The organism is Methylomonas sp. HYX-M1 (genome assembly GCF_040741385.1).
GTDB lineage: Bacteria > Pseudomonadota > Gammaproteobacteria > Methylococcales > Methylomonadaceae > Methylomonas > Methylomonas rhizoryzae.
In genome coordinates this window covers 351,974-373,763 of record NZ_CP160405.1, presented here as the reverse complement: position 1 = coordinate 373,763, position 21,790 = coordinate 351,974, and the positions used below count along the sequence as shown (strand labels likewise).

Genomic DNA, 21,790 nt, shown 5'->3' with positions numbered 1-21,790 from the left:
TTCCAAACAGCAGGATGCCTTATCGAGAGTTTTTAAATTCAGGCATTTTCACCGAATTGCGCTGAAAATGCCGTCCGCTTACTTAGCCGGTTTTCACCACTCGAAAGCTGCTCGCTTAACGAAAGCTATCTAGCCTATACTTTGAGCGTATTTTGCCGGATAAGCTTAGATGCTGGTCCGATGCCTCGTGTAATAGACTTAAATGTATGGCTGAAATCCCGGTCGAATTAACCCCATCCGTTGGCCGAACCAACACTAGCCGACTATCTCAGCTAACGAGAGAGTTTCTACTATTGTTCGTTCCGGTAGCGGTTCTGGTTATCGCGGGCGCTTGGGCCTTAGCGGAATCGCGCATCAAGACCGAAGTGGCGACCATTCTGGCCGAAGAAAAGGCCTATGTCGATTTAGGGGCAGGCCGCTTAGTTCAAGAATTGGCCATACCGGTCAGACATTTGCACAGCTTGATCAACGAGGCACCGGTGAGGGCGGCTTATCAAGCGGAAAACGGCCAATACTTAGCGCAAATCGAACAGTCTTTTACATCGTTGCTGTCGCGTAATCCCCGTTATGATCAGGTGCGCTGGATAGACGAAGCCGGCATGGAGCGGGTGAGGGTCAATAACCGCGAAGGCCGGCCGAGCGTAGTGCCTGAAGAGCAATTGCAGAACAAGCGCCAGCGTTACTACTTCTCCGAAACGATGGCGCTGCCCCCCGGCGTCGTCTACATTTCTCCCCTCGATTTAAGTGTCGAAAACGGCGAGATTGAAAGACCTTATAAAGCAACTATCCGAGTTGCGGGTAAGATCTTCGATCAACATGGGGGGGCACGGGGAATTTTGATCATCAACGTTTCGGCCGATTCGATGCTGGAGACTTTTGTTGCCAGTAGCGGGCCGGCAGGCGATCGGGTGATGTTATTAAACGGAGACGGTTATTGGCTGAAAAGTCCGGTACAAAGCGACGAATGGGGCTTCATGCTTGGACAAGATTTCCGCTTAGGAACTAAAAATCCGCGGTTATGGCAACAAATCCTCGACAAACCTAGCGGAAATCTGCGGTTACCCGACGGATATTGGACCTGGAAACGTGTTGTTCCGGCGTTCGATAAAGATACGAGCGTGTCGCATAAAATACGCTGGACAGTGCTGTGCCGGTTTCCGGACGAGGCACTGCGGCAATTGGCGTGGAGCATTTGGCCGGCAAAGCTGTTCGGGGCATTTATCGTATTGCTGTTATTCGCTATAGGTATCGCCCGTTTGGTGCAAAGCCAAGCGGGAAAAATGCAGGCCGAGAAAGAAGCGGCCTTGGTGCGCAACGAAATAGAAGCAACCCGCCGGCTGCAGGATGCGCAAGCCAGCTTTGAGATGTTGTTTCAGGCCAACACCAATGCGCTGTTAGTAGTGGACGAGACAGGCCGCATCGTCATGGTGAATCCCGCTTTCGAATCGATGTTCGGGTACGCGGTGTCCGAAGTGCAAGGCCGCGGCGTGGAAATGTTGCTGCCAGACGATATGCGCGCGCAGCACGCCGCACAACGGCGGGTATTCATGAGCGCGCCGACCAGCAGGGCCATGGGCGCGGGACGGGATTTATACGGTACCCGCAAGGACGGCAGCGTATTTCCGATTGAAATCGGCTTAAGTCCATATCGGGATACTCGTAAATTGTTCGTACTCGCCACGATTGCCGATATTTCCGAACGTAAACGCGCGCAAGATACGATTTTGCAAATGAACGAATGGCTGGAAAAGCGCGTGACCGAGCGCACCGAAGAATTGCAGGCGGCTAGGCTGGAGGCGGAACGCCTGGCCAGCGTCAAAGGTAATTTTCTGGCCAATATGAGTCACGAAATCCGCACCCCGCTGAATGCGGTACTCGGCTTGGCGTATTTATTGGAACGCACCCAGCTGGACGCCAACCAGTTGGAACTCATACAAAAAATCCGGGTAGCCGGGCGTTCTTTGCTCGGCATCATCAACGATATTTTGGATTTCTCCAAAATCGAATCCGGGCATTTGGAAATCGAACACGCGCCATTTAGACTCAACGACGTGCTGGACAATGTCGCGACATTGATGTCGGCCGTAGAGCATAAAACCGACGTGGAATTAAGCATGGGCCCGGCACCGCAGGGTATGGAGTTTTTGCGCGGTGACGCTTTGCGATTGGAGCAAATCCTGGTCAATCTGGTGACCAATGCCTTGAAATTTACCGATCAGGGCAGCGTGCTGATTACGACGAGCAGATTGCCTCGGCATCAGGGAAGCGAACGCATCCGCTTTAGCGTCAAAGATACCGGCAAGGGCATAACGCTGGACAAGCAGGCGGAAATATTCAACGCCTTCTCTCAGGAAGACAGCTCCACCTCGCGCCGTTTCGGCGGTACTGGCTTGGGTTTAACCATTTGCCGCCGACTGGTCGAAAAAATGGGTGGAAAAATCGGCGTGGCCAGCGAGCCGGGCAAAGGCAGCGATTTTTGGTTCGAATTGCCGGTGGAGTTGGTCGAGTCGCAAGATTTTGTGCATCCCTCCATGGCGTTTCAGGGTGTTTTGATTGCGGACGACCACCCCGTAGCCAGAGATATGTTGGCGGCGACGGTGCGCAGCATCGGCTGGAACCCCGAGGTAGTTTGCTCGGGAGAAGAGGCCGTGGAGCGGTTTTTTCAAAAGGCTCAACTGAACAAGCTGCCCGACATCGTCTTGCTGGATTGGTATATGCCCGGTATGAGCGGCTTGGAAGCCGGCATCAGCATTAAAAAATCGCTGGGCGACGCGGCTGCGCCTATCATCCTGATCGCCACGGCTTACGATCGCGAGAACTTGCTGCGCCAAGCCGGAATCGAACTAGCGGATGGGGTGCTCAGCAAGCCGATTACCGCCTCCAATCTATATAACGCGGTGTCGGAAGCCAAGCGTAAGCGCCTAGGGCAGCATGGCGTCCATGCCGTTTACGCAGAGCCGGATAAGCAACGCCTCGCGGGCTTGCGCATTCTGGTGGTGGACGATAGCGAAATTAACCGCGATATGGCGCGGCGCATATTGGAAGCGGAGGGCGGCAGCGTCCAAGTGGCGGATGACGGACCGGTCGCACTCGAATGGCTTAACCTGAATACCCAAGGCGTTGACGTGGTCTTGATGGATATACAGATGCCGCTGATGGACGGTTACGAAACTACCCGGCAAATTCGGGACGTGCTGGGTTTGAAGTCGTTGCCGATTATCGCATTAACTGCGGGAGCTTTTAAAAATCAGCAAGTTGCCGCTTTGGCGGCCGGCTTGAACGGCTTCGTGGCTAAACCGTTCGACGTGGACGAATTAGTGACCTTGCTGCAACGCTATATTCCGGATATTCCGGCGACTGCCTTGCCGGTACAGCCGGGCAAGGCTGAGGAAGCCGACATGGTCATAGACATGGCAAGAGGTTTGCACAGTTGGGGCGACGAGGCAACCTATTACAAATATTTGCGCAAATTTGCGGATGCGCACGGCCGCGACGGCTATGAAATCGGCGAGTTGCTTGCCGCAAAACGCATTGCCGAAGCCAACGCGCTAGTGCATAAACTGAAAGGGACTGCGAGTAATTTGGCCGTCATGACGGTTTGGCGTTTGGCTGAACAGTTGGAGCAAGCGCTCGCAGCCGGTTTACCGGCGCAAGCGTTGTCGGGCAAGCTGCAAGCCGAATTGGACGCTGCATTGCAGGCAATAGCCCGCATCGCTCCGCCGTTGCCGATAGACGCAACAACCGTTGCGGAAGTTAACGACGCTGAAGCTTCGCTACGCTTGTTGCAGGAATTATTGCAGGCCTTGGATAGCGACAACCCTGATCAAGCCGAGCCGCTATTGCAAGCATTGGCGGCGCATTTACCTTACCGTGCGTTAAAACCGCTATTCGATATGCTGGACGGCTTCGATTTTCGCGCAGCGGAACGAGAAACGCGACGACTGATAGAACAATTGGTCAACCAGTAATTCGGGGGAATTGGTATGTCCGGCGGTCCCATACTCTGTGTAGACGACGAACCCTATAACCTGGGTATTTTGCGCATGGCATTAAAGGATAGGTACGCACTCGTGTTTGCCCGTAGCGGCGAAGAAACCTTGTGCGCAGTTAAAAAGCACCGGCCGGCTTTGATATTGCTGGACGTGCAAATGCCGGATATGGACGGTTACGAAGTTTGCCGCCGCTTGAAGAGCAATGCCGCGACCGAACATATCCCTATCATTTTTATCACCGGCATGAACCATGAAATCGACGAAAAAGCCGGATTCGACGTCGGAGCGGTGGATTACATCGCCAAACCGGTGTCGGTGCCTATTGTGCAAGCAAGGGTAAAAACACATTTGTCGCTCGTCAAAACCGAGACGCTGGAAAAAAGTTACCGCGATGCCGTGCATATGTTGGGCAGAGCCGGCCATTACAACGATACCGATACCGGCATGCATATTTGGCGGATGGCGGCCTATAGCCGGCTGTTGGCGGAAGCGGTAGGTTGGGACTCCGACCGCTGTAAATTATTGGAATTAGCCGCGCCTATGCACGATACCGGCAAAATCGGCATTCCGGATTCGGTATTGAAAAAGCCCGGCAAATTGAATGCGGATGAATGGGCCATCATGAAAACCCACACCCAAATCGGCTACGGCATCTTAAAACAAAGCAGCGCGCCGGTGTTTCAATTAGCCGCGGAGGTCGCGCTGAATCATCATGAAAAATGGGACGGCAGCGGTTACCCGAACGGTCTGTCGGGGAAACAAATACCGGAATCCGCGCGTATCGTCGCAGTGGCCGACGTGTTCGACGCACTGTCGATGAAACGGTCGTATAAAGACGTATGGCCGTTGGATCGCATCTTGGGGTATTTTCAAGATAACGCAGGCAACCATTTCGACGAGGGCTTGGTGCAGGTGTTTTTAAGCCGCTTGCCCGACGTTTTGAAAATTCGAGACGAATGGGATAAGCGCGAGCAGGGGATGGAAGACGGCTTCTCCATCAATGAAGGTTAAAAACGCACGGGTAGCGCCTTTGCCGATTCGATGCGGCCGGCGTGGCGCCGGCCGTTAAAGTCCAAGCCTTGCGATGTTTATTTAGGGTGCGGCCGGCGCGTCCAATTGCCGGGTGACCCAACGCTGTTCCGGTATCGGGTAGCCGGCCGCTGCAAACTCCCGGGCAATTGCCTGATTGGTATCGAAATAGACTTGCCAATAATGGTCGTTGTGGCAAAACGGCCGCACGGCCAACACCGTGCCGTACAGGTTGAAATCCAATATTTCCACGCTGGGGGTAGGGTCGGTCAATACGTTAGGAATGCTTGCCAATGCCTGTTGCAAACGGCGTATTGCGTCATTCGGATCTACGCCGTGAGCTAGCTGTGCGATACGCTCGACCCGGCGATAGGGGTTGGCCGAAAAATTCTGGATATTGTCCGAGAAGATTTTGTTGTTGCCGATAGCGGCCATCACGTTATCCGGGGTATTGATGGTCGTCGCGAACAAGCCGATTTGCTTGACAGTTCCGGTGAGGCCGGCCATGGTTACGAAGTCGCCTACTTTGAACGGGCGCAACACGATCAGAAACGCGCCGGCGGCGAAGTTGGCCAATAGGCCGGCCCAAGCCGCGCCGATGGCGATACCCATCGCGGCAATCAATGCGGCAAAAGAGGTGGTTTCCACGCCGAAATAGCCCAGCAATGCGATGATCAGTACAACATTCAAGCCTACCGACACCACGGAGCTGATGTAGCTGACCAGTGTGTGGTCGAAATGCTGACGGTCGAATGCGGCGGACATCAAGCGGATCGCAATCTTGATCAGCCAGCGGCCGATCAGAAACAGCAGCAGCGCGCCTATGACTTTCAAGCCTACTTCGGTTAAATGGGCAAGAGCGGTGTCGGTCAATTTCGATAATTTGTCCGTGTTTATGTCGAGATTCATGGTAGGCCTCGTTTGGTTTTTAGTGTGCGGCACAAAATATTCGCCAGCCGCCGCATGCTACAAGCAGCAGTCTTTTAGGTTTGGCGGAGACGGTCGAGTCTTCGGCTGTTCGTTCGAAAATCAGCCGGACTCACTATAACCTTAGAGCCGGCAATAATTCAAAAATCGCACTGCAAGACTGAGAGCGGCGAGAGAGCATCTCCGCTGAGACACTTCGTAAACCCAAGTCCGGCCATAAAGCGTCTGCCGATTAGCGTATTCGCTCTCCTTGTCTATTCTTTGTAGCGTAAAACTACCCCCCTTTCGGCGCGCAGGGAGCTAGCGCACCCTTGCCGCGATAGGCGCTCTATTTATGGTTTTCGGCGGAGACAAGTAGCGAATGAACAATTTGAAACTGGCGTATAAATTCATAGCGTTAACACTGCTGGCAATCATGATGTTTGCCCCGCCGAGCGCTGCGCTACTGAGCGGCAGCCTGGAACAAATTGCCATGACCGAACAAGAGAAGCACGGCGGCGAATACTTGCACAAGACCGTAAAACTACTGCAGGCAGTACAGATGCATCGTGGCCTCGCTAACCGGGCGCTGGCCGGAGATTCTTCGGTAGCCGAACGCTGGTTGGCGACTCGGCGAGACATCGACGCGCAATTAACCGAGATTGCCGCAATCGACCAAAACCACCCCGAATTAGGCATGGACGCGGATTTGGCGCAATTACGGCAGGAATGGGCGAAGCTGCTTGCCTCCTTACCCCAAACCAAAGCTGACGACAGTTTTTGGCTGCATACCGCTTGGATAGAAAGTCTGTTGCACTTTAACCGGAAAATCGCCGATGCTTCGGCGCTTTCGTTGGACCCGGAAATCGATAGCTATTATTTGCAAGCGTTGTCGGTAAGCCAATTGCCGGAAATGGCCGAACTGTTAGCCAACGTGCGCGGACTGGGAACCAAAGCCTTGATGCAAAAGCAGCTTGCCCGGGACGATTTGGTGCTGATTTTTTATGCGCTGAAGTCGTTTGATAACCAGCAGATGTTGTTGATGGAAAACGTGGTGAAAATTTCGACGCTGAATGCCTCCACCCTCGCCGACATTCAAACGATGATTCAAAAGGCCAAAGGCCTCAGCAAGTTGGTGGAAACCGAGCTTCTGAAAGCGCAAAATTTCGATCTTGCCCCGGACGTATTCATGCGGGACCTAACCGCCGTCATCGACTTGCATTTTTCCGCCTCCGAGGCCTTGAACGGCGCTTTGAACGCGGCGCTGGACGGCAGAATCGCGCGGATTCGGCTTTCCAGTATCAAGCTGTTCGGGACGGTATTGCTGCTGTTGGCGTGCTTCGTTTACGTCAGTTGGACAACCACAACCGGCGTGTTGCGCTCGGTCAAGGCCATGTTGTCGGGCTTGGGCAAGCTGGGCAAAGGAGAAATGCCGGCGCCGGACCATAACGATTACGGTTTGGAGTTCAATCAACTGAAAAACGGTTTGAATTCGGCGGTATCCAGCGTGCATGCTTTGATAGGTGACGTGACCGGTTTATCCGCGGCGGCCGTTGCCGGCAATTTAAGCGCACGCGCCGATGCCAACCGCCATCTCGGCGACTATCGGAAGATCATCAACGGGGTCAATTCGACGCTGGATGCCTTGATCGGTCCGTTGAACATGGCGGCCGGTTCGATCAACGCAATCGCCATGGGCAACATGCCTGCAAAGATCACCGCTGAATACAACGGCGATTTCAATGTCATCAAGAACAATTTAAATACTTGCATCGATGCTATCAACGCCTTGATAAAAGACGCCAACGACCTCGCGGCGGCGGCGGTGGCCGGGCATTTGTCGATGCGTGCGGATGCCGGCAAGCATCAGGGCGATTACTGCAAAATCGTCGAGGGGTTCAATGCGACCTTAGACGCAGTAATAGGCCCGTTGAACACGGCGGCGAATACCATAGACGCTATTTCCAAAGGCAATATTCCGGCAAAAATCAACGCCGAATACCAGGGCGACTTTAACCTGATCAAGCGCAATTTGAACGGGTGCATTGACGCCATCAATGCCTTGGTAGCCGATGCCTTGATGCTGGCTGGTGCCGCACAACAAGGGCAGCTGAGTGCGCGTGCCGATCTCGGCAAACATCAGGGCGATTATCGAAAAATCGTCGAAGGCGTTAACCATACGCTGGATAACCTCATCGCGCCCTTAAGCGAAGCGATAAACGTGCTGAACAGCGTTGAGAACGGCGATTTGACCCGGTCGATGCAAGCTAGTTATCGCGGACAGTTGCAGGCGTTCAAGGATACCGTCAACAACACCATCGACAGGCTGGCCTTGACCATTACCGAAGTAGCCGGTGCCGCAGAACAATTGGCGAACGCCGCAGATCAAATCAGCGCGACTTCGCAATCCTTGGCGCGAGTATCCTGCGAGCAAGCCGCCAATGTCGAGCAAACCTCCGCTAACGTGGCGCAAATGACTTCCACCATCTACCAAAATGCCGAAAATGCCAGAAACACCGAGGCGATTGCCGGTAAAGCGTCCCAGGATGCCGGCGACGGCGCGCAAGCCGTCAAACTCACCGTGGAAGCGATGCGCGACATTGCCGACAAGGTGCGTATCATCGACGACATTGCTTTTCAAACCAATATGTTGGCTTTAAATACCGCTATCGAGGCGGCTAGGGCGGGCGAGCACGGCAGAGGATTTGCCGTGGTCGCGGGCGAAGTGCGCAAACTGGCAGAACGCAGTTCGATAGCCTCGCAAGAAATTGGTGAATTGGCGGTGAGCAGCGTCGATACCGCCGAAACGGCGGGAAGCTTGCTTCAGGAAATTGTGCCCGGCATCATCGAGACCTCGAAATTGGTGCAGGAAATTGCTCTGGCCTCCGGCGAACAGGCTAACGGCGTTAATCAAATCAATGCCGCGATGAGTTACATGAATCAAGTGACCCAACAGAATGCCGCGGCTAGCGAGCAGTTGGCGGCCACCGCGCAAGACATGACCAGTCAAACCGAACAATTACAGCGGCTGATGGCCTTTTTTACTCTGAAAGCCGCATAGGCAGACGATTTGTTGGATGTTCAGATTTGGGCCGTTTGCGTCATTTCGAGCAATGTCGTCAAATCCGGTCCGATTTTTGCCGGCATCTGCTCCAGCTGTTCCAACGGCAAGTGCTGGCGGTTGATCCAGGCGGTCGGGTAGCCGAACCAGGCGGCGCCAACCGCATCCCAAGCGCCGAAGGCGGCGAAGGCTATTTCCTGCTTGGTTAGCCCGAAAGCATTCAGCGCCATCGCATAAGCGCGCGGGTCCGGTTTGAAAGCGCTTACCCGGTCGGTGCTGAGCGGTGGATCGAACAGCGCTTGCAAATCGTTGTCCCGGCTCAGTTTCAGCAAGATCGCTTCCGGCAGATTCGACAAAAACGCCAGCCGTATCCCGCGTTCGCGTAATTCGGACAATACCGGTCGTGCGTCCGGCCAGGCCGGCAGTTGTTCGAACACAGCGACCAGATCGTCCCGGTCGCTGTCGGCTAACGGCAAACCAAGCGCGTTTGCCGCATAGGACAGCGCCTGCGCGGTAATGCTGCGAAAACCGGTGTAACGTCCACCCAGGGTACGCAACCAGCTGTATTCGAACTGGCGGCTGCGCCACAGCGCGCTGAGTTCGCTGCCGCGCCCTGGAAAGCGCCGTTCTGTTGCTGCTGCGACCGGTCGCGGGTCGAACACGGTAAAAGCGTCGAAGGCAATGGCTTTGATGGTTGGAGCAGCAGTGCCGCCGGCCTTGATCAGCGATGGCGACAAGGCCGCGCCGGCGGTTGCGCTGGTTAAGGCGAGGAAGCGGCGTCGGGTTAAGGGCATGACGGTTCTCCGGAAGCAAGGGTGTGGTTTTTGACTAAGCCAATCGCAAGCCGGCGATGGCTAGGCAAGGTCTTTACGGATAGTGAGTAATCAGGCGTCGGCGGAGTTGCAAAAGTCGGTCTGCCGGGCGCACTGAGTGGCGAGCAAAATACTACAAAACAACACCAACGCCTAATGTTAGGTGCGAACGCTTGCCAGGCGATTTGGAGTCATGCGGAGCGCATCCTTTGACCGCCGGCCGAACCGGGGATGAGCGGCGGCCGTTCACGGGCGTATCCTGCAGCATAAAAGTATTGCGTTGAGAGATGGCTTGTTTGTCGCGATTTGTGTTGTTATATTATAACAATTATCCGCCGTCTCAAGTGCGCCACTGCTGTTGCTAAACCGAGTGGGTCAAGACTTTGTCCGAAGCATTCGCAGGCGGAAATGCCATTAAATGTCTATTTTTTGTTCAGTCGAGTTGCTGCGAGGTCAGGATTGGTCCAGGGCAATGGATGCTTCGAACATTTAGAGCGAATGCTGGTAACAAACGATAAAGGCATGGGTATGGGCTGTAAAAGGCCGGTTACATTGTCGGGATACACTACCCTGCTATCCGCAATCGTAGCGCCGACTGAAACCGGATCGGAATTGACGCGCTGTTTTGCGTCACCAAGAGTGACGATATAACGTTGAAAATATGAGTTCAAAACACACCCGACTGATTTTATTAGTAGTGTCCGGCAATTTGCCGGGGCCTGTTTATGCGGAAGAGTCCCTTCCGGTATTGGAAACCGTGGTCGTCACTTCGCCGATTCGCGAAAAACTGTCCGACTTTTTGTCGCCGATTACCGTCTTGAGCGACGACGAATTACGAATGAAAACCGGTCACAGCATCGGCGACACCTTGAAAAACGAGCTAGGCATTTCCAGCCAGTCGTTCGGACCCGGCGTCGGCACGCCGGTGATACGCGGTCAGGCCGGTCCGCGGGTGCGGGTATTGAATAACGGCATCGGCGCCAACGACGTGTCGGCGATCAGTCCGGACCACGCCACCAGCGTCGAACCGCTGCTGGCGGAGCGCATCGAAGTGTTGCGCGGGCCGGCGACCTTACTCTACGGCAGCGGCGCCATGGGCGGGGTAGTCAACGTGATCGACAACCGGATTCCCGGCAAGGCCTTCGACAAAGCCTTGAACGCGGCGTTGGAGCAACGCTTCGACTCCACCAGCGACGAAACCAGCACGACGATGAAAATCGAAGGTAGCCGGGATCACATCGCCTACCACCTGGATGGTTTTTACCGCCACCGCAACAATTTGGACATCGGTGGTCGCGGCATCGACAGCGCCAAGGTAGCGACTACCGATCCGTCGTTGTCTGTCGTCGACAATCCTAAGGGCTATTTAAACAACACCGGGGCGGAAGCGATCAGCGGTTCGGCCGGTTTGTCTTGGATCGACGATTTCGGTTATGCCGGCGCCTCGATCAATAACCTGAACAATACCTACGGCATCGCTCCGGACGGCACCGGCGAAGAAACCGTACAAATCGCAATGCGGCAGAACAAATACGATTTCAAAAGCGAACTGAACAATCCGTTGCCGTTCGCTAAAAGTGTGCGTACCCGTCTTGGTTACACCGATTATCAGCATACCGAAATCGCCAACGGTGAGCCCGGCGCGTTCTTCACCAACAAAAGCTACGAAGGCCGTATCGAACTTAATCACCAGGACATCGGTCCGCTACGCGGCGCGGTCGGTTTTCAAGCCCAGATCAGCGATTTCAACGCAACCGAGAAATTGAGCGGTGCCAGCATCGTGCCGCGATCGGATACCTATAGTTACGGGGTGTTCGGCGTCGAAGCCTTCGATCTCGGCCCGGTAACCTACCAGCTCGGTACTCGCGTCGAGCAAACCGATATTCATCCGGACGGTTTCAGCCCCTTGAGTTATACCCCGGTCAGCGCATCGGCGGCGGCATTATGGAAATTGGACCTTAGCAACAGCATCAATCTGGCTGTGACTCGCTCATCGCGGGCGCCCAATGTCCAGGAACTGCTGGCCAACGGTTACCACGACGCTACTCGCAGCTTCGAAATCGGCAGTTTGAACCTGAACGAAGAAACCGCATACAACCTGGACTTGGGTTACCGCTTCAACGGCGACTGGTTGCGGGCCGAGCTCGACCTGTTTCACAATTGGGCCGGGGATTACATCTACCAACGCCGCACCGGGCAATTCGTCGACGAAGACGGCAACCCGTGCGCGGTGGATTGCAAACCGGTAGTGCAAAGCAGCCAACAGGACGCCATTTTCAAAGGCTACGAAGCCAAGCTGATTTTCCCGATGCTGGAAAACCATTTCGGCCTGCTGGAACTGACCTTGTTCAGCGATTACACCCGCGGCCAATTCGTCAACGGCGGCGACGTGCCGCGCATGCCGCCGCTGCGCTACGGTTTGCAACTGGATTACAATCAGGACAAACTCTCCAGCTATCTGCGTCTGACCCGTGCCGACGAGCAAACTCACGTCGGCGAGTTCGAGACCTCTACCGCAGGGTATTACTTGCTGAACGTCGGCGTCAATTACCAGATTCAAGCGACCAACGACACCCGGTTGCTGGTGTTTGCCAAAGGCAACAACTTGCTGGATCAAAACATCCGCAACGCGACCTCTTATCTGCGCAATTTTGCGCCGGAAGCCGGACGCGGGGCGGAAGTAGGGTTTAGATTAAGTTATTAATTATCGATAGCGGCGAAGGCGCACCGAGAGGAGCGCCTTTTTTTGAATCACCAATTGTTATAATATAACATACCAATGACAGCAATTAATCCTTTTCATCAACCCAAACTCCCGGTAACCGTGTTATCCGGCTTTCTCGGCGCCGGCAAAACCACGCTGCTGAATCACATACTCAGCAATCGCGAAAACCGGCGAGTGGCGGTGATCGTCAACGACATGAGCGAAGTCAACATCGACGCCGCGCTGGTCAAGAACGAGGTGCAGCTGAATCGCGGCCAGGAAAAACTGGTCGAAATGAGTAACGGGTGCATTTGCGCAACCCATCCTTGGGTTGCGTGCTCCGCACCGGGCCTTGCCCGTCCAAGTTTGCTCCCGGCAAACTTGTGCTGCACCCTACGAGAGGATTTGCTGATCGAGGTCGGCAACTTGGCCAGGGACGGCCGCTTCGATTATCTGGTGATTGACCAATTTGCCGGGAGCAAATTGGGATGCGCAAGCACCGCGCCAGCGGCAAAACCCAAGGATGGGTTTTGTCAATCCACCGGCATCGCCGAACCGCTGCCGATTGCCGAAACCTTCACCTTTCGCGACGAAACCGGCGCTAGCCTGGCCGACATCGCCCGACTGGATACCATGGTAACCGTGGTCGACGCCGTCAACTTCATGCGCAACTACCAGGAAGCCCTGAGTCTGAAGGAGGCCGGCGAGGCTTTGGGCGAAGACGACGAGCGCAATGTCGCCGACCTGCTGGTCGACCAAATCGAATTCGCCAACGTGATCCTGATTTCCAAAATCGATCTGATCGCCAGCGACGAAATCGTCAACCTCAAGGCCATCTTGCACAGCCTGAACCCCGACGCCGAAATCGTGCCGATGGCGATGGGCCAAGTCGACCTCGGCAAAGTATTGAATACCGGGCTATTCGATTTTGAAAAAGCCGAACAGGCTCCCGGCTGGCTCAAGGAATTGCGCGGCGAGCATGTTCCCGAGGCGGAAGAATACGGTATCAGCAGCTTTGTGTACTCTGCCCGCCGCCCTTTCCACCCAACACGCTTCTACCAGCATTTGCACGAAGGCGAGTGGGAAAACGGCACGTTGCTGCGCTCCAAAGGCTTTTTTTGGTTGGCTTCCAGACCCGAGCACGCCGGCAACTGGTCGCAAGCCGGCGGCATCATGCGCCACGGTCTGGCCGGACGCTGGTGGGCGTCGGTACCGGAGGATCAATGGCCGGAAGAGTACCTAGAAGACATTCGCGAACATTGGCAAGAACCCTATGGCGATTGCCGCCAGGAACTGGTGTTCATCGGCCAAAACCTCGATGCCGAACAAGTCTGTCGGGAGCTCGACGCTTGCTTACTGACCGAGGCCGAATTGGCGGCAGGCCCCATGGCTTGGCGCCGGTATGCAGACCCGTTTCCGCTTTGGTTCGCGCAATGACGCGCAAGCAAACGGCTCGACCCGCCGGCGATGCAAACCGTATCGCCGGCCTACTTTTCCAACCTTTGCCTTGGAGGGCAATACCATGAAAAAAAACCAACTGTTACCGGTAGCGCTGCTTGCGATGGGATTGAGCATAGCCGGCCAATCCCTCGCTGCCGAGAGTAGCTTGGCCGGCTATTACATCGGTATCGACGGTACCGACACCTTTACGTCCGGCACTTACAACGGCCTGGCAAACCCCAATGCCGGCAATCTGACCTTACTTCTCAACCACGGCAACCATTATCACGGCATCGGCGCCTACGCATACAGTGGCCCAGCAGGGTCGCCAACGACCAACGACACCAATACCAACAACCGCATTCCGGAAATTTCCTCGCTGGATGCGCCTCTGGCACTCAATTGGGGCAGCGGTAGCCTGTATAGCGGCAAACTCACGTCCCAAAACAATCCGTCGGAAGACTACGGCAACCTGACCTTCGCTCGGGTAGACGACCTGGCAGGGCACGAAACCGGCAGCGAACAGCAGATTCTGTTCAACAGCAGCAACAACCGCTGGTCGACCTTGCTGGGCGATACCGCTATCGGCCTGCAATTGATCTCCGCCACGGCCGGTTTGTTCGTCGGCGACCAACAAACCGCCAACCTGTTCGCCATCAGCGACACCATCAACCTGGATAGCTACCTTACTACTGGATTCTCGCCGATCTTCTGGACCGCATCCGATGCCGTTGCAGGCACGTATACCGCCGAATTTCGGTTGGTCGGCTTAAATGACGCGAATATCAATTCCGGACGTTTTTACTTCGACTTCGCACCGACCGCGGTTCCGTTGCCGGCGGCGTTTTGGTTTTTTGCATCCGGTTTATTCGGATATATCGGCCTTAGCCGCAAGCGCGGCCTCCCTACGGCATGAGTTCCACCGGTGAAAATAACTCGGCCGGAAGCGACATGGGCAGCGTACCGCCATTACGCATGTGCTTGGCTTGACTAGCCGTGCGCTCCGGCGGCTAGCCATTTTCGTGTAGGAGGATGAGATGACCGGTCTGGATAGTTATCTGCACCTGATAGGCGCTGAACTCTTGATCATTCTCGGCGCCGTGATTCCGTTGTTGGACGATAAAACCCACAAACGGGCGCTCACCCTGGTGTTTTCGGCGGTGCTCGGTTTCATGTTGGCCCATTTCATCTCCCACGTACTGCCGAACCGGTTGGCCGATTTTATCTATAGCTCGCACCGCGATTATCGCTCGCTGAAAAATCCGGGCAAAGAACCGACATGAACAGCGTTTTACCTAGCATTGCCGCTTGCCTTGCCGTCAGCCTGTGCTCGCTGTCGAGCGCGCTTGCGCTGTGGCTGCCGACGGAGCGCCTAAAACAAATCGTGCCGTTCTTAGTTGCCTTGGCGGTAGGGGTATTGCTGGGGGACGCTTTCATCCATCTGATTCCGGACGCCACGGCCAGACAAGGCTCGGTCAGCGATGTATGCCTGATGGTATTGATCGGCGTCTTCGGCTTTTTCGTCATGGAAAAGCTAGTGCGCTGGCGCCACGATCACACTGTCGACACCCAGGCCGAAGCCGGCGAAATTTTGCCTTTGGCCAAAATGAATCTGATCGGCGATGCGATCCACAACTTCGTCGACGGGGTGTTGATTGCCGGCAGCTTCTTGGCCGACCCGGTAGTGGGTTTGACCACCACGTTGGCGATCATTGCCCACGAAGTACCGCAGGAACTGGGCGACGTCGGCGCGTTGCTGCGTGGCGGATATGCACCCAGGCAAGCCGTGTTGTACAACTTTTATTGTTCCTTAACCGTTGTGCCCGGCGCCTTGTTTACCCTGCTGCTCGGCCAAGTCGCCGAATCGTCGTTGATCGTATTGTTACCAATAGCTGCAGGCGGCTTTATCTACATTGCCGCCTCCGACCTGATTCCGGTATTGCACGAGCGTTCGACCTTGCCCCATCTTGGCGGGCAAGCCGTCTCTTTCGCTTTGGGCATTGCTTGCATGCAGGCCGTCGTGCTGTTCGAACAAATTTTGTTAACCGCATAAGGAGGCCTAAATGCCCGTAGCCCATTTTTTGAGGCAAACCTTAAGCCCTGCCGGCCAAGCCGCTCAACACTTAGCGCCGCCATGGCTGCACTCTCCGATGAAAAGCCTGGTTTCCCGCGATTTTGCCGATTTGGCGGATATTTACCGGCACAACGTCAACTTATGCCTGATCGAACGGACGTTTCCGGTCGACATGGAACATTTTGTTTATACCGCGCTGGCACGGAAAGTCGGCGTCGAAATCAGCCTGCGAATCGATCCACTGCAGTTTGATTTCGGCGAAATTTGGCCTCAAGCATCCGCGCTGCCGGGTTACCAAACTTGGTTGGACGACGTCGAAATGTTGGTCGGGGCATTTTGCGACTTATTCGAGTTGCGTGAGGCCGGATTCCGTCTGTACACGCTGGACAAAGCCATGTGCCCGCGCTTTCACGTCGACCGGGTGCCGGCCCGGTTGATTTGCAGCTACGGCGGCATCGGTACCGAATGGCTGCCCGAGTATGCCTTGGACCGCGGCAAGCTGGGCATGGGCGCTTGCGGAAAGCCGGACGACTGTTCCGGCTTGATCTTGGACCCGACCGCAATCCGGCAAATGCCGGCCTACGCGGTGGGCCTGATGAAGGGCGAACACTGGGAAGGCAACGAAGGCCGCGGCCTGGTGCACCGCTCGCCGGCCCCCACCGCGGTGCAGCCGCGCCGCTTGTTGCTGACTTTGGATATGTTGTAAAGCGTAGGTACGCAGTGCGTACCTTTTGGCAAACGATTCATCGGAAACCTTTAATCTGGTACTGGTACGCGGTGCGTATCTACTGACTACCGCAACAAAAACCTACATGCTGATCAAACTGTACAACGGCTCGATTTACGACCCCAGCCAAAACCTGCACGGCGATACCCGCGACCTGTTCATCCGCGACGGGGCGATTGTCGCCGATCCCGGACCGGGCGCGCGTTTCGACGCGGTGTACGACTTGACCGGCAAGATTGTGATGGCCGGCGGCATCGACATCCACAGCCACATCGCCGGCGGCAACGTCAACACCGCCCGGGTATTGTTGCCGGAGCAGCACCGCAATCATATGGCGCGGCGGCTTAACCATCCCTTCAGTTCCGCCAAGTGGTCCAGTACCGACATCGGCTACCGCTACGCGCGGATGGGCTATACCAGCGTGGTCGAACCGGCGATGTTGCCGGTGGGCGCGCTGGACGTGCACCTGCAAATGGCCGACATCCCGATCATAGACACCGCCGCGCTGGCGATCCTGGGCAACGACGAACTGTTGTTGCGACTGCTACGGGCCAAGGCCGGCCAGAACCAAATCAACGATTACGTAGCCTGGACCTTGAACGCCACCCGCGCGCTGGGCTTGAAGATCATCAACGCCGGCGGCGCCAACGCCTTCAAAAGCAACGTCCGCCAATTCGGTCTGGACGACATCGTACCGGATTACGGCGTCAGCTCGCGGCAGATTCTGCAAACCCTGCAAACCGCCGTGCATCAGCTCGGCGTGCCACATCCGCCGCACGTGCATTGCAACAACCTGGGCATCCCCGGCAACGTCGACACCATCATCGCCACCATGGAAGCCGCGCAAGGCCTGCCGATGCACCTGGCCCACGTGCAGTTTTACGCTTACGGTACGGAAGGCGCCAAAGGCTTTTCCTCGGCGGCGGCCAAACTGCTGGAAGCCTTCAACCGCCACCCCAACATCAGCATGGACGTCGGCCAAGTGCTGTTCGGCCAGACCGTGACCATCTCCGGCGACGTCATCGCCCAATATAGCCGCCACGCCGACGCCAGCCCGAGCAAATATGTAATGTGGGACGCCGAAACCGAAGGCTCCGGCGGCGTGGTGCCGTACCGCTACCGCCAAGCCAGCTTCGTCAACACTCTGCAATGGGCGATTGGCCTGGAACTGTTTTTACTGGCCGAGGCGCCGGAGCGGCTGTTTTTCACCACCGACCACCCCAACGGCGCGCCGTTTACCGCCTACCCGGAACTGCTGCGCTTGCTGATGGACGCCGATTACCGACAGGAATGCATGGCCCACCTGAACCAGGAAGCCCTGGCATTGACCTTGCTGCCGAATCTAAAGCGCGAATTGACCCTGAGCGAAGTCGCCAGCATGACCCGCTCCGCCGCCGCCACGCTGCTGGGCCTCAACGACAGAGGCCATCTGGCGCCGGGCGCCATTGCCGACATCGCCGTTTACCATCCTGGTCAGCGTACCGGCGCTCGTCCCGACTACCGGGCAATGTTCGCCGACGCCGCCTTGCTGTTCAAAAACGGCCGGCTGGTGGTACAAGACGGCATCGTGATCGAACGGCCGGCCGGCTTGGCCCAGACCGTTACCCCGGTTTACGACGCCGGCATCATCCGTACTGTCAAACAACACTTCGACCGCTTCTACAGCCTGAAACTCGGCCAATACGCGGTCAACGACGCCGACTTCGGCGAACATCCCAGGTTTAAGGTGCATGAATGACGACATTGCGCTACGAAGTCGAGATTTGTCATCCCCTCTGCCGCGCCGAGCATCGCAGGGTTTGAGCGGAATAGCCCGAAGGGGCGCGGCAAGGATGCCGCGCGTTTTCCGCGGGGGCTGGGAAGCCCCTTCGGAAAACCCCGTTCAAACCCGAGGAGCGCAGGGAATAAGCGGCAGCGGGGGTGGCCTTTTCTTTGGATACTTTCTTTTGGCCACGCAAAAGAAAGTATCTCGGCTGTCGGGCCGAGACCCGACATTAAAAAGCCGTCGCGATAGTGACACAACAATGACAGTCGCCTCGACCAATACACATTAAGCCGTTACAACCAGTAAAAACCATGAACCCCATCGAAGACATCCAGGCCCGCGCCGACAGCCGCCGTATCGCCATCGACAAAGTCGGCATCAAGGACATTCTGCATCCGGTGCGGGTGCGGGATAAAAACGGCGGCGAACAACATACCGTGGCTCGTTTTGATATGTACGTGAATCTGCCGCACGACTTCAAGGGCACCCACATGTCGCGCTTCGTGGAAATCTTGAACGGCCACGACCGGGAGATCAGCATTGCTTCGTTTCCGGTCATGTTGCAGGAAATGCTACAGCGGCTGGAAGCCGAATCCGGCTACATCGACATGCGTTTTCCGTATTTCCTCGAAAAGGCCGCGCCGGTCAGCGGCGTGCGCAGTCTGCTGGATTACCAAGTCGGTTTTATCGGCGAAATCGACGCCCAGGGTTGCCGCACCAAAGTCAAAATCGTGGTGCCGGTGACCAGCTTGTGCCCATGTTCCAAGGAAATCTCGGAACGCGGCGCCCACAACCAGCGCTCCCACGTCAGCGTCACGGTAGCAACCTCGCAATTCATCTGGATCGAAGATCTGATCGCGCTGGTCGAGGCCGAAGCCTCGTCGCCTATCTACGGCTTGCTGAAGCGTCCGGACGAAAAATACGTCACCGAATACGCTTACGACCACCCCAAATTCGTCGAGGACATGGTGCGCGACGTTGCCGCCCGCCTGGACGCCGAGCCGCGCATCGGCGCCTACACGGTGGAATCGGAAAACTTCGAGTCGATACACAACCACTCGGCTTATGCGCTGATCGAGCGCCGTAAACCGACGCTATGAATTTCTATGCCTTCATCGTTCGTCCTTGACGACGGACGAGTCATTCCCCCCAAGGAGACCGCCATGCAAACCGCCCCAAAACTCAACTACCCGGTACCCGTGACGATATTGACCGGCTTTCTCGGCGCCGGCAAAACCACACTGCTGAACCGCATCCTCACCGAACAGCACGGCCGCCGCATCGCGGTGATCGAAAACGAATTCGGCGAAACCGGCATCGACAACGAACTGCTGGTACAAACCGACGAGCAAATCGTCACGATGAACAACGGCTGTATCTGCTGCACCGTGCGCGGTGACCTGGTACGCATCCTGGCCGAATTGTCCGAGCGGCGGGAAAGCGGCGTTATCCACTTCGAACGGGTCATCATAGAAACCACCGGTCTGGCCGATCCGGCGCCAGTGGCGCAAACCTTTTTCATCGAACCCGACATCGCCGAAAATTACAAACTGGACGCCATCGTCACCGTGGTCGACGCGGTGCATGCCCACATGCAATTGCAAGAGCATCACGAAGCGCAAGAACAAGTCGGTTTTGCCGACCGGATTTTGCTATCGAAAACCGATTTGCAGGAAGCCGAAGTGGTTGCCGACCTGGAAACCCGCTTGCGGGCGATGAACCCCAGGGCGCCGATCAAGCGCGTGCATTTCGGCGCCACCGAGTTGCACGACATACTGGACATCGACGGTTTCAACCTGGACGACATCCTGAAAATCGAGCCGGATTTTTTAGACGACGTCAGTCACGAGCATGAAGACGACATCGGTTCGTTCGTGTTCCGTACCGACCGTCCGCTCGATGCGGCCCGCATCTTGGCGTTTCTGGACATCATGGTGCGCGACTACGGCAACGACCTGCTGCGCTACAAAGGCATCCTCAATATCGCCGGCTGCGACAAGCGGGTCATTTATCAAGGCGTGCACATGCTGATGACCGAGGGTTTCGGCAGCCCGTGGCCGGACGGCGCGGCTAGGGAATCGAATCTGGTATTCATCGGCCGCAATTTACCCAAGCAGGAGATGCTGGAGGCGTTGGCAGCCTGTCAGCTTGCGGTTTGAATGACGTTGCCCGCATCATTCTTGACCTCTCGCGCTACGCGTCGCCACGCGCCAAGTCTCCGAGAGTTGGGCCCATTTCATGAATAAGCCATGCGGAGGTGAGATCGCGCGAATGATCCCGTCAGGCTAGCCTTAGGGAGCAGCACAAATGACATTGTGCTCCTGTATGAGATGTTATAATATAACATAGTGACTTGGTTCACACAGCTCGTCGCCTAGAGTCAGGCCGGGCTTTCACTTGCATAACAGGAGAACGTTCATGAGTAATCTTTGGTTAAAACCCGCGTTGATACTGGGTTTAAGCATCAATCTGTCCGCGCCGCTGGCGGCGGAGCAACACGACGGCGACATTCAGCCTTGGAAACAAGGCGGGCAAATCGAATTGAACGGCACGTTGTTCGAAGCCGATTTCGGCGACCTATCCGGCGGCGCTTACCGTACCGACGATCCGGGCTACGATGCCGACACCGCGTTAGGCGCATTCGGAGACGGTAACTGGCTATGGTTTCAAGGCATCGGTTCCTTGCAATTCTGGAACGGCTCGGCTTGGAGCAATTCGGTATTGAACGGCGAACACATCCAAATCGAAGACGCGCTTGGCAACACCTCGGTATTTTCGGCTGACGGCGTAAGCAACGGCGCCGGGGTAATAGGGCAATTCGACAGCAATGGCGATATTCACGAACATCTGGACATGGCGATTCGCAACGCCAGCAACGTTTTAGGCGGCAGCGTAGGCGCCTATTGGATTACGCTGCAATTGTTCGAGACGGTTGCTGAATCGCAAACTCCGCTGGCGATTTCGGCAAGCTACGACATCATTTTCAACCGCGGCTTGGCTAGCGCAGACTTCGAAGCGGCGGTCTCTGCGGCAACCGCACCGGTACCGCTGCCGGCCGCCGTGTGGATGTTCGGTTCCGCCTTGATGGGCTGGCTGTACACAGGACGCCGCCGCCAAGCGCATGTTTAAAGCGTCGTCCGCTTGCCGACCTGCAATTGAGCTCGCCGCCGGGGGTGGGGTTTAACTCCCCCCTCGGCCCTTGCGGCACCGCAAAAATTTTTAAGCAATGCAACGATTCCCGATCATCAGGCCGCGCAGTTGCGCTCCCCCGCGCCCCCCC

At 56.1% G+C, this 21,790-nt stretch carries 15 protein-coding genes; 13 read left to right on the top strand and 2 right to left on the bottom strand.

All coding sequences use genetic code 11. The features are described 5' to 3' along the window. Window positions 1-293 precede the first annotated feature (293 nt). Window positions 294-3,968: a response regulator gene (locus AB0A83_RS01640; RefSeq protein ID WP_367155267.1), complete on the top strand. Its 3,675-nt coding sequence runs from the start codon at window positions 294-296 to the stop codon at window positions 3,966-3,968. Between the two features lie 15 nt (window positions 3,969-3,983). Further along, on the top strand, window positions 3,984-5,003 hold the full coding sequence (locus tag AB0A83_RS01635; protein ID WP_367155266.1) for an HD domain-containing phosphohydrolase: 1,020 nt from the start codon (window positions 3,984-3,986) through the stop codon (window positions 5,001-5,003). Window positions 5,004-5,084: 81 nt separating this feature from the next. Here the strand turns inward: AB0A83_RS01635 and AB0A83_RS01630 are convergent, their stop codons facing one another. Then, window positions 5,085-5,930 (bottom strand): mechanosensitive ion channel family protein, encoded by an 846-nt coding sequence (locus AB0A83_RS01630; RefSeq protein ID WP_150046237.1) that lies wholly within the window; start codon window positions 5,928-5,930, stop codon window positions 5,085-5,087. A gap of 379 nt (window positions 5,931-6,309) precedes the next feature. Here AB0A83_RS01630 and AB0A83_RS01625 point away from each other — a divergent pair, with 379 nt between their 5' ends. Beyond that, the gene (locus AB0A83_RS01625; RefSeq protein WP_197737402.1) at window positions 6,310-8,988 is read left to right on the top strand and encodes a methyl-accepting chemotaxis protein; all 2,679 of its coding nucleotides are present in this window, start codon (window positions 6,310-6,312) and stop codon (window positions 8,986-8,988) included. A gap of 20 nt (window positions 8,989-9,008) precedes the next feature. Here AB0A83_RS01625 and AB0A83_RS01620 read toward each other — a convergent pair whose 3' ends face one another. Next, entirely contained in the window at window positions 9,009-9,782 is a 774-nt protein-coding gene (locus AB0A83_RS01620; RefSeq protein ID WP_150046236.1) for a haloacid dehalogenase type II, read from the bottom strand. Between the two features lie 679 nt (window positions 9,783-10,461). Between AB0A83_RS01620 and AB0A83_RS01615 the strand changes: the two genes are divergently transcribed. The 10 genes from AB0A83_RS01615 to AB0A83_RS01570 all read left to right on the top strand — a co-directional run bounded on the left by AB0A83_RS01615 (window position 10,462) and on the right by AB0A83_RS01570 (window position 21,639). Further along, on the top strand, window positions 10,462-12,504 hold the full coding sequence (locus tag AB0A83_RS01615) for a TonB-dependent receptor (RefSeq protein WP_150046235.1): 2,043 nt from the start codon (window positions 10,462-10,464) through the stop codon (window positions 12,502-12,504). Between the two features lie 75 nt (window positions 12,505-12,579). Continuing rightward, a complete protein-coding gene (locus AB0A83_RS01610) occupies window positions 12,580-13,941 on the top strand; it encodes a GTP-binding protein (protein WP_367155264.1) in 1,362 nt (453 codons plus the stop codon). Window positions 13,942-14,026: 85 nt separating this feature from the next. Next, window positions 14,027-14,860, top strand: a complete 834-nt coding sequence (locus AB0A83_RS01605; RefSeq protein ID WP_367155263.1) for an all3515 family Zur-repressed PEP-CTERM protein — start codon at window positions 14,027-14,029, stop codon at window positions 14,858-14,860. Window positions 14,861-14,981: 121 nt separating this feature from the next. Further along, on the top strand, window positions 14,982-15,227 hold the full coding sequence (locus tag AB0A83_RS01600; RefSeq protein WP_150046232.1) for a hypothetical protein: 246 nt from the start codon (window positions 14,982-14,984) through the stop codon (window positions 15,225-15,227). After that, window positions 15,224-15,997, top strand: coding sequence for a ZIP family metal transporter (locus AB0A83_RS01595; protein WP_150046231.1), 774 nt, complete (start codon window positions 15,224-15,226; stop codon window positions 15,995-15,997). The genes AB0A83_RS01600 and AB0A83_RS01595 overlap by 4 nt, the downstream gene beginning before the upstream one ends. A 10-nt stretch (window positions 15,998-16,007) precedes the next feature. Next, a complete protein-coding gene (locus tag AB0A83_RS01590) occupies window positions 16,008-16,724 on the top strand; it encodes a DUF1826 domain-containing protein (protein ID WP_367155262.1) in 717 nt (238 codons plus the stop codon). 106 nt (window positions 16,725-16,830) lie between these two features. Further along, window positions 16,831-18,483, top strand: a complete 1,653-nt coding sequence (locus AB0A83_RS01585; RefSeq protein ID WP_367156148.1) for a formylmethanofuran dehydrogenase subunit A — start codon at window positions 16,831-16,833, stop codon at window positions 18,481-18,483. 338 nt (window positions 18,484-18,821) lie between these two features. Continuing rightward, window positions 18,822-19,610: a GTP cyclohydrolase FolE2 gene (gene folE2 / locus AB0A83_RS01580; protein ID WP_367155261.1), complete on the top strand. Its 789-nt coding sequence runs from the start codon at window positions 18,822-18,824 to the stop codon at window positions 19,608-19,610. A 63-nt stretch (window positions 19,611-19,673) separates the two neighbouring features. Further along, entirely contained in the window at window positions 19,674-20,669 is a 996-nt protein-coding gene (locus tag AB0A83_RS01575) for a GTP-binding protein (RefSeq protein WP_150046229.1), read from the top strand. Between the two features lie 259 nt (window positions 20,670-20,928). Continuing rightward, window positions 20,929-21,639, top strand: a complete 711-nt coding sequence (locus tag AB0A83_RS01570) for a hypothetical protein (RefSeq protein WP_367155259.1) — start codon at window positions 20,929-20,931, stop codon at window positions 21,637-21,639. The last annotated feature ends 151 nt before the right edge of the window (window positions 21,640-21,790 follow it).

Coding starts and splice junctions, on each gene's coding strand:
- AB0A83_RS01575 (WP_150046229.1), top strand. CDS start 19,674: ATGCAAACCGCCCCAAAACTCAACTACCCGGTACCCGTGACGATATTG.
- AB0A83_RS01605 (WP_367155263.1), top strand. CDS start 14,027: ATGAAAAAAAACCAACTGTTACCGGTAGCGCTGCTTGCGATGGGATTG.
- folE2 (WP_367155261.1), top strand. CDS start 18,822: ATGAACCCCATCGAAGACATCCAGGCCCGCGCCGACAGCCGCCGTATC.
- AB0A83_RS01635 (WP_367155266.1), top strand. CDS start 3,984: ATGTCCGGCGGTCCCATACTCTGTGTAGACGACGAACCCTATAACCTG.
- AB0A83_RS01610 (WP_367155264.1), top strand. CDS start 12,580: ATGACAGCAATTAATCCTTTTCATCAACCCAAACTCCCGGTAACCGTG.
- AB0A83_RS01600 (WP_150046232.1), top strand. CDS start 14,982: ATGACCGGTCTGGATAGTTATCTGCACCTGATAGGCGCTGAACTCTTG.
- AB0A83_RS01630 (WP_150046237.1), bottom strand. CDS start 5,930: ATGAATCTCGACATAAACACGGACAAATTATCGAAATTGACCGACACC.
- AB0A83_RS01585 (WP_367156148.1), top strand. CDS start 16,831: ATGCTGATCAAACTGTACAACGGCTCGATTTACGACCCCAGCCAAAAC.
- AB0A83_RS01620 (WP_150046236.1), bottom strand. CDS start 9,782: ATGCCCTTAACCCGACGCCGCTTCCTCGCCTTAACCAGCGCAACCGCC.
- AB0A83_RS01625 (WP_197737402.1), top strand. CDS start 6,310: ATGAACAATTTGAAACTGGCGTATAAATTCATAGCGTTAACACTGCTG.
- AB0A83_RS01590 (WP_367155262.1), top strand. CDS start 16,008: ATGCCCGTAGCCCATTTTTTGAGGCAAACCTTAAGCCCTGCCGGCCAA.
- AB0A83_RS01570 (WP_367155259.1), top strand. CDS start 20,929: ATGAGTAATCTTTGGTTAAAACCCGCGTTGATACTGGGTTTAAGCATC.
- AB0A83_RS01615 (WP_150046235.1), top strand. CDS start 10,462: ATGAGTTCAAAACACACCCGACTGATTTTATTAGTAGTGTCCGGCAAT.
- AB0A83_RS01595 (WP_150046231.1), top strand. CDS start 15,224: ATGAACAGCGTTTTACCTAGCATTGCCGCTTGCCTTGCCGTCAGCCTG.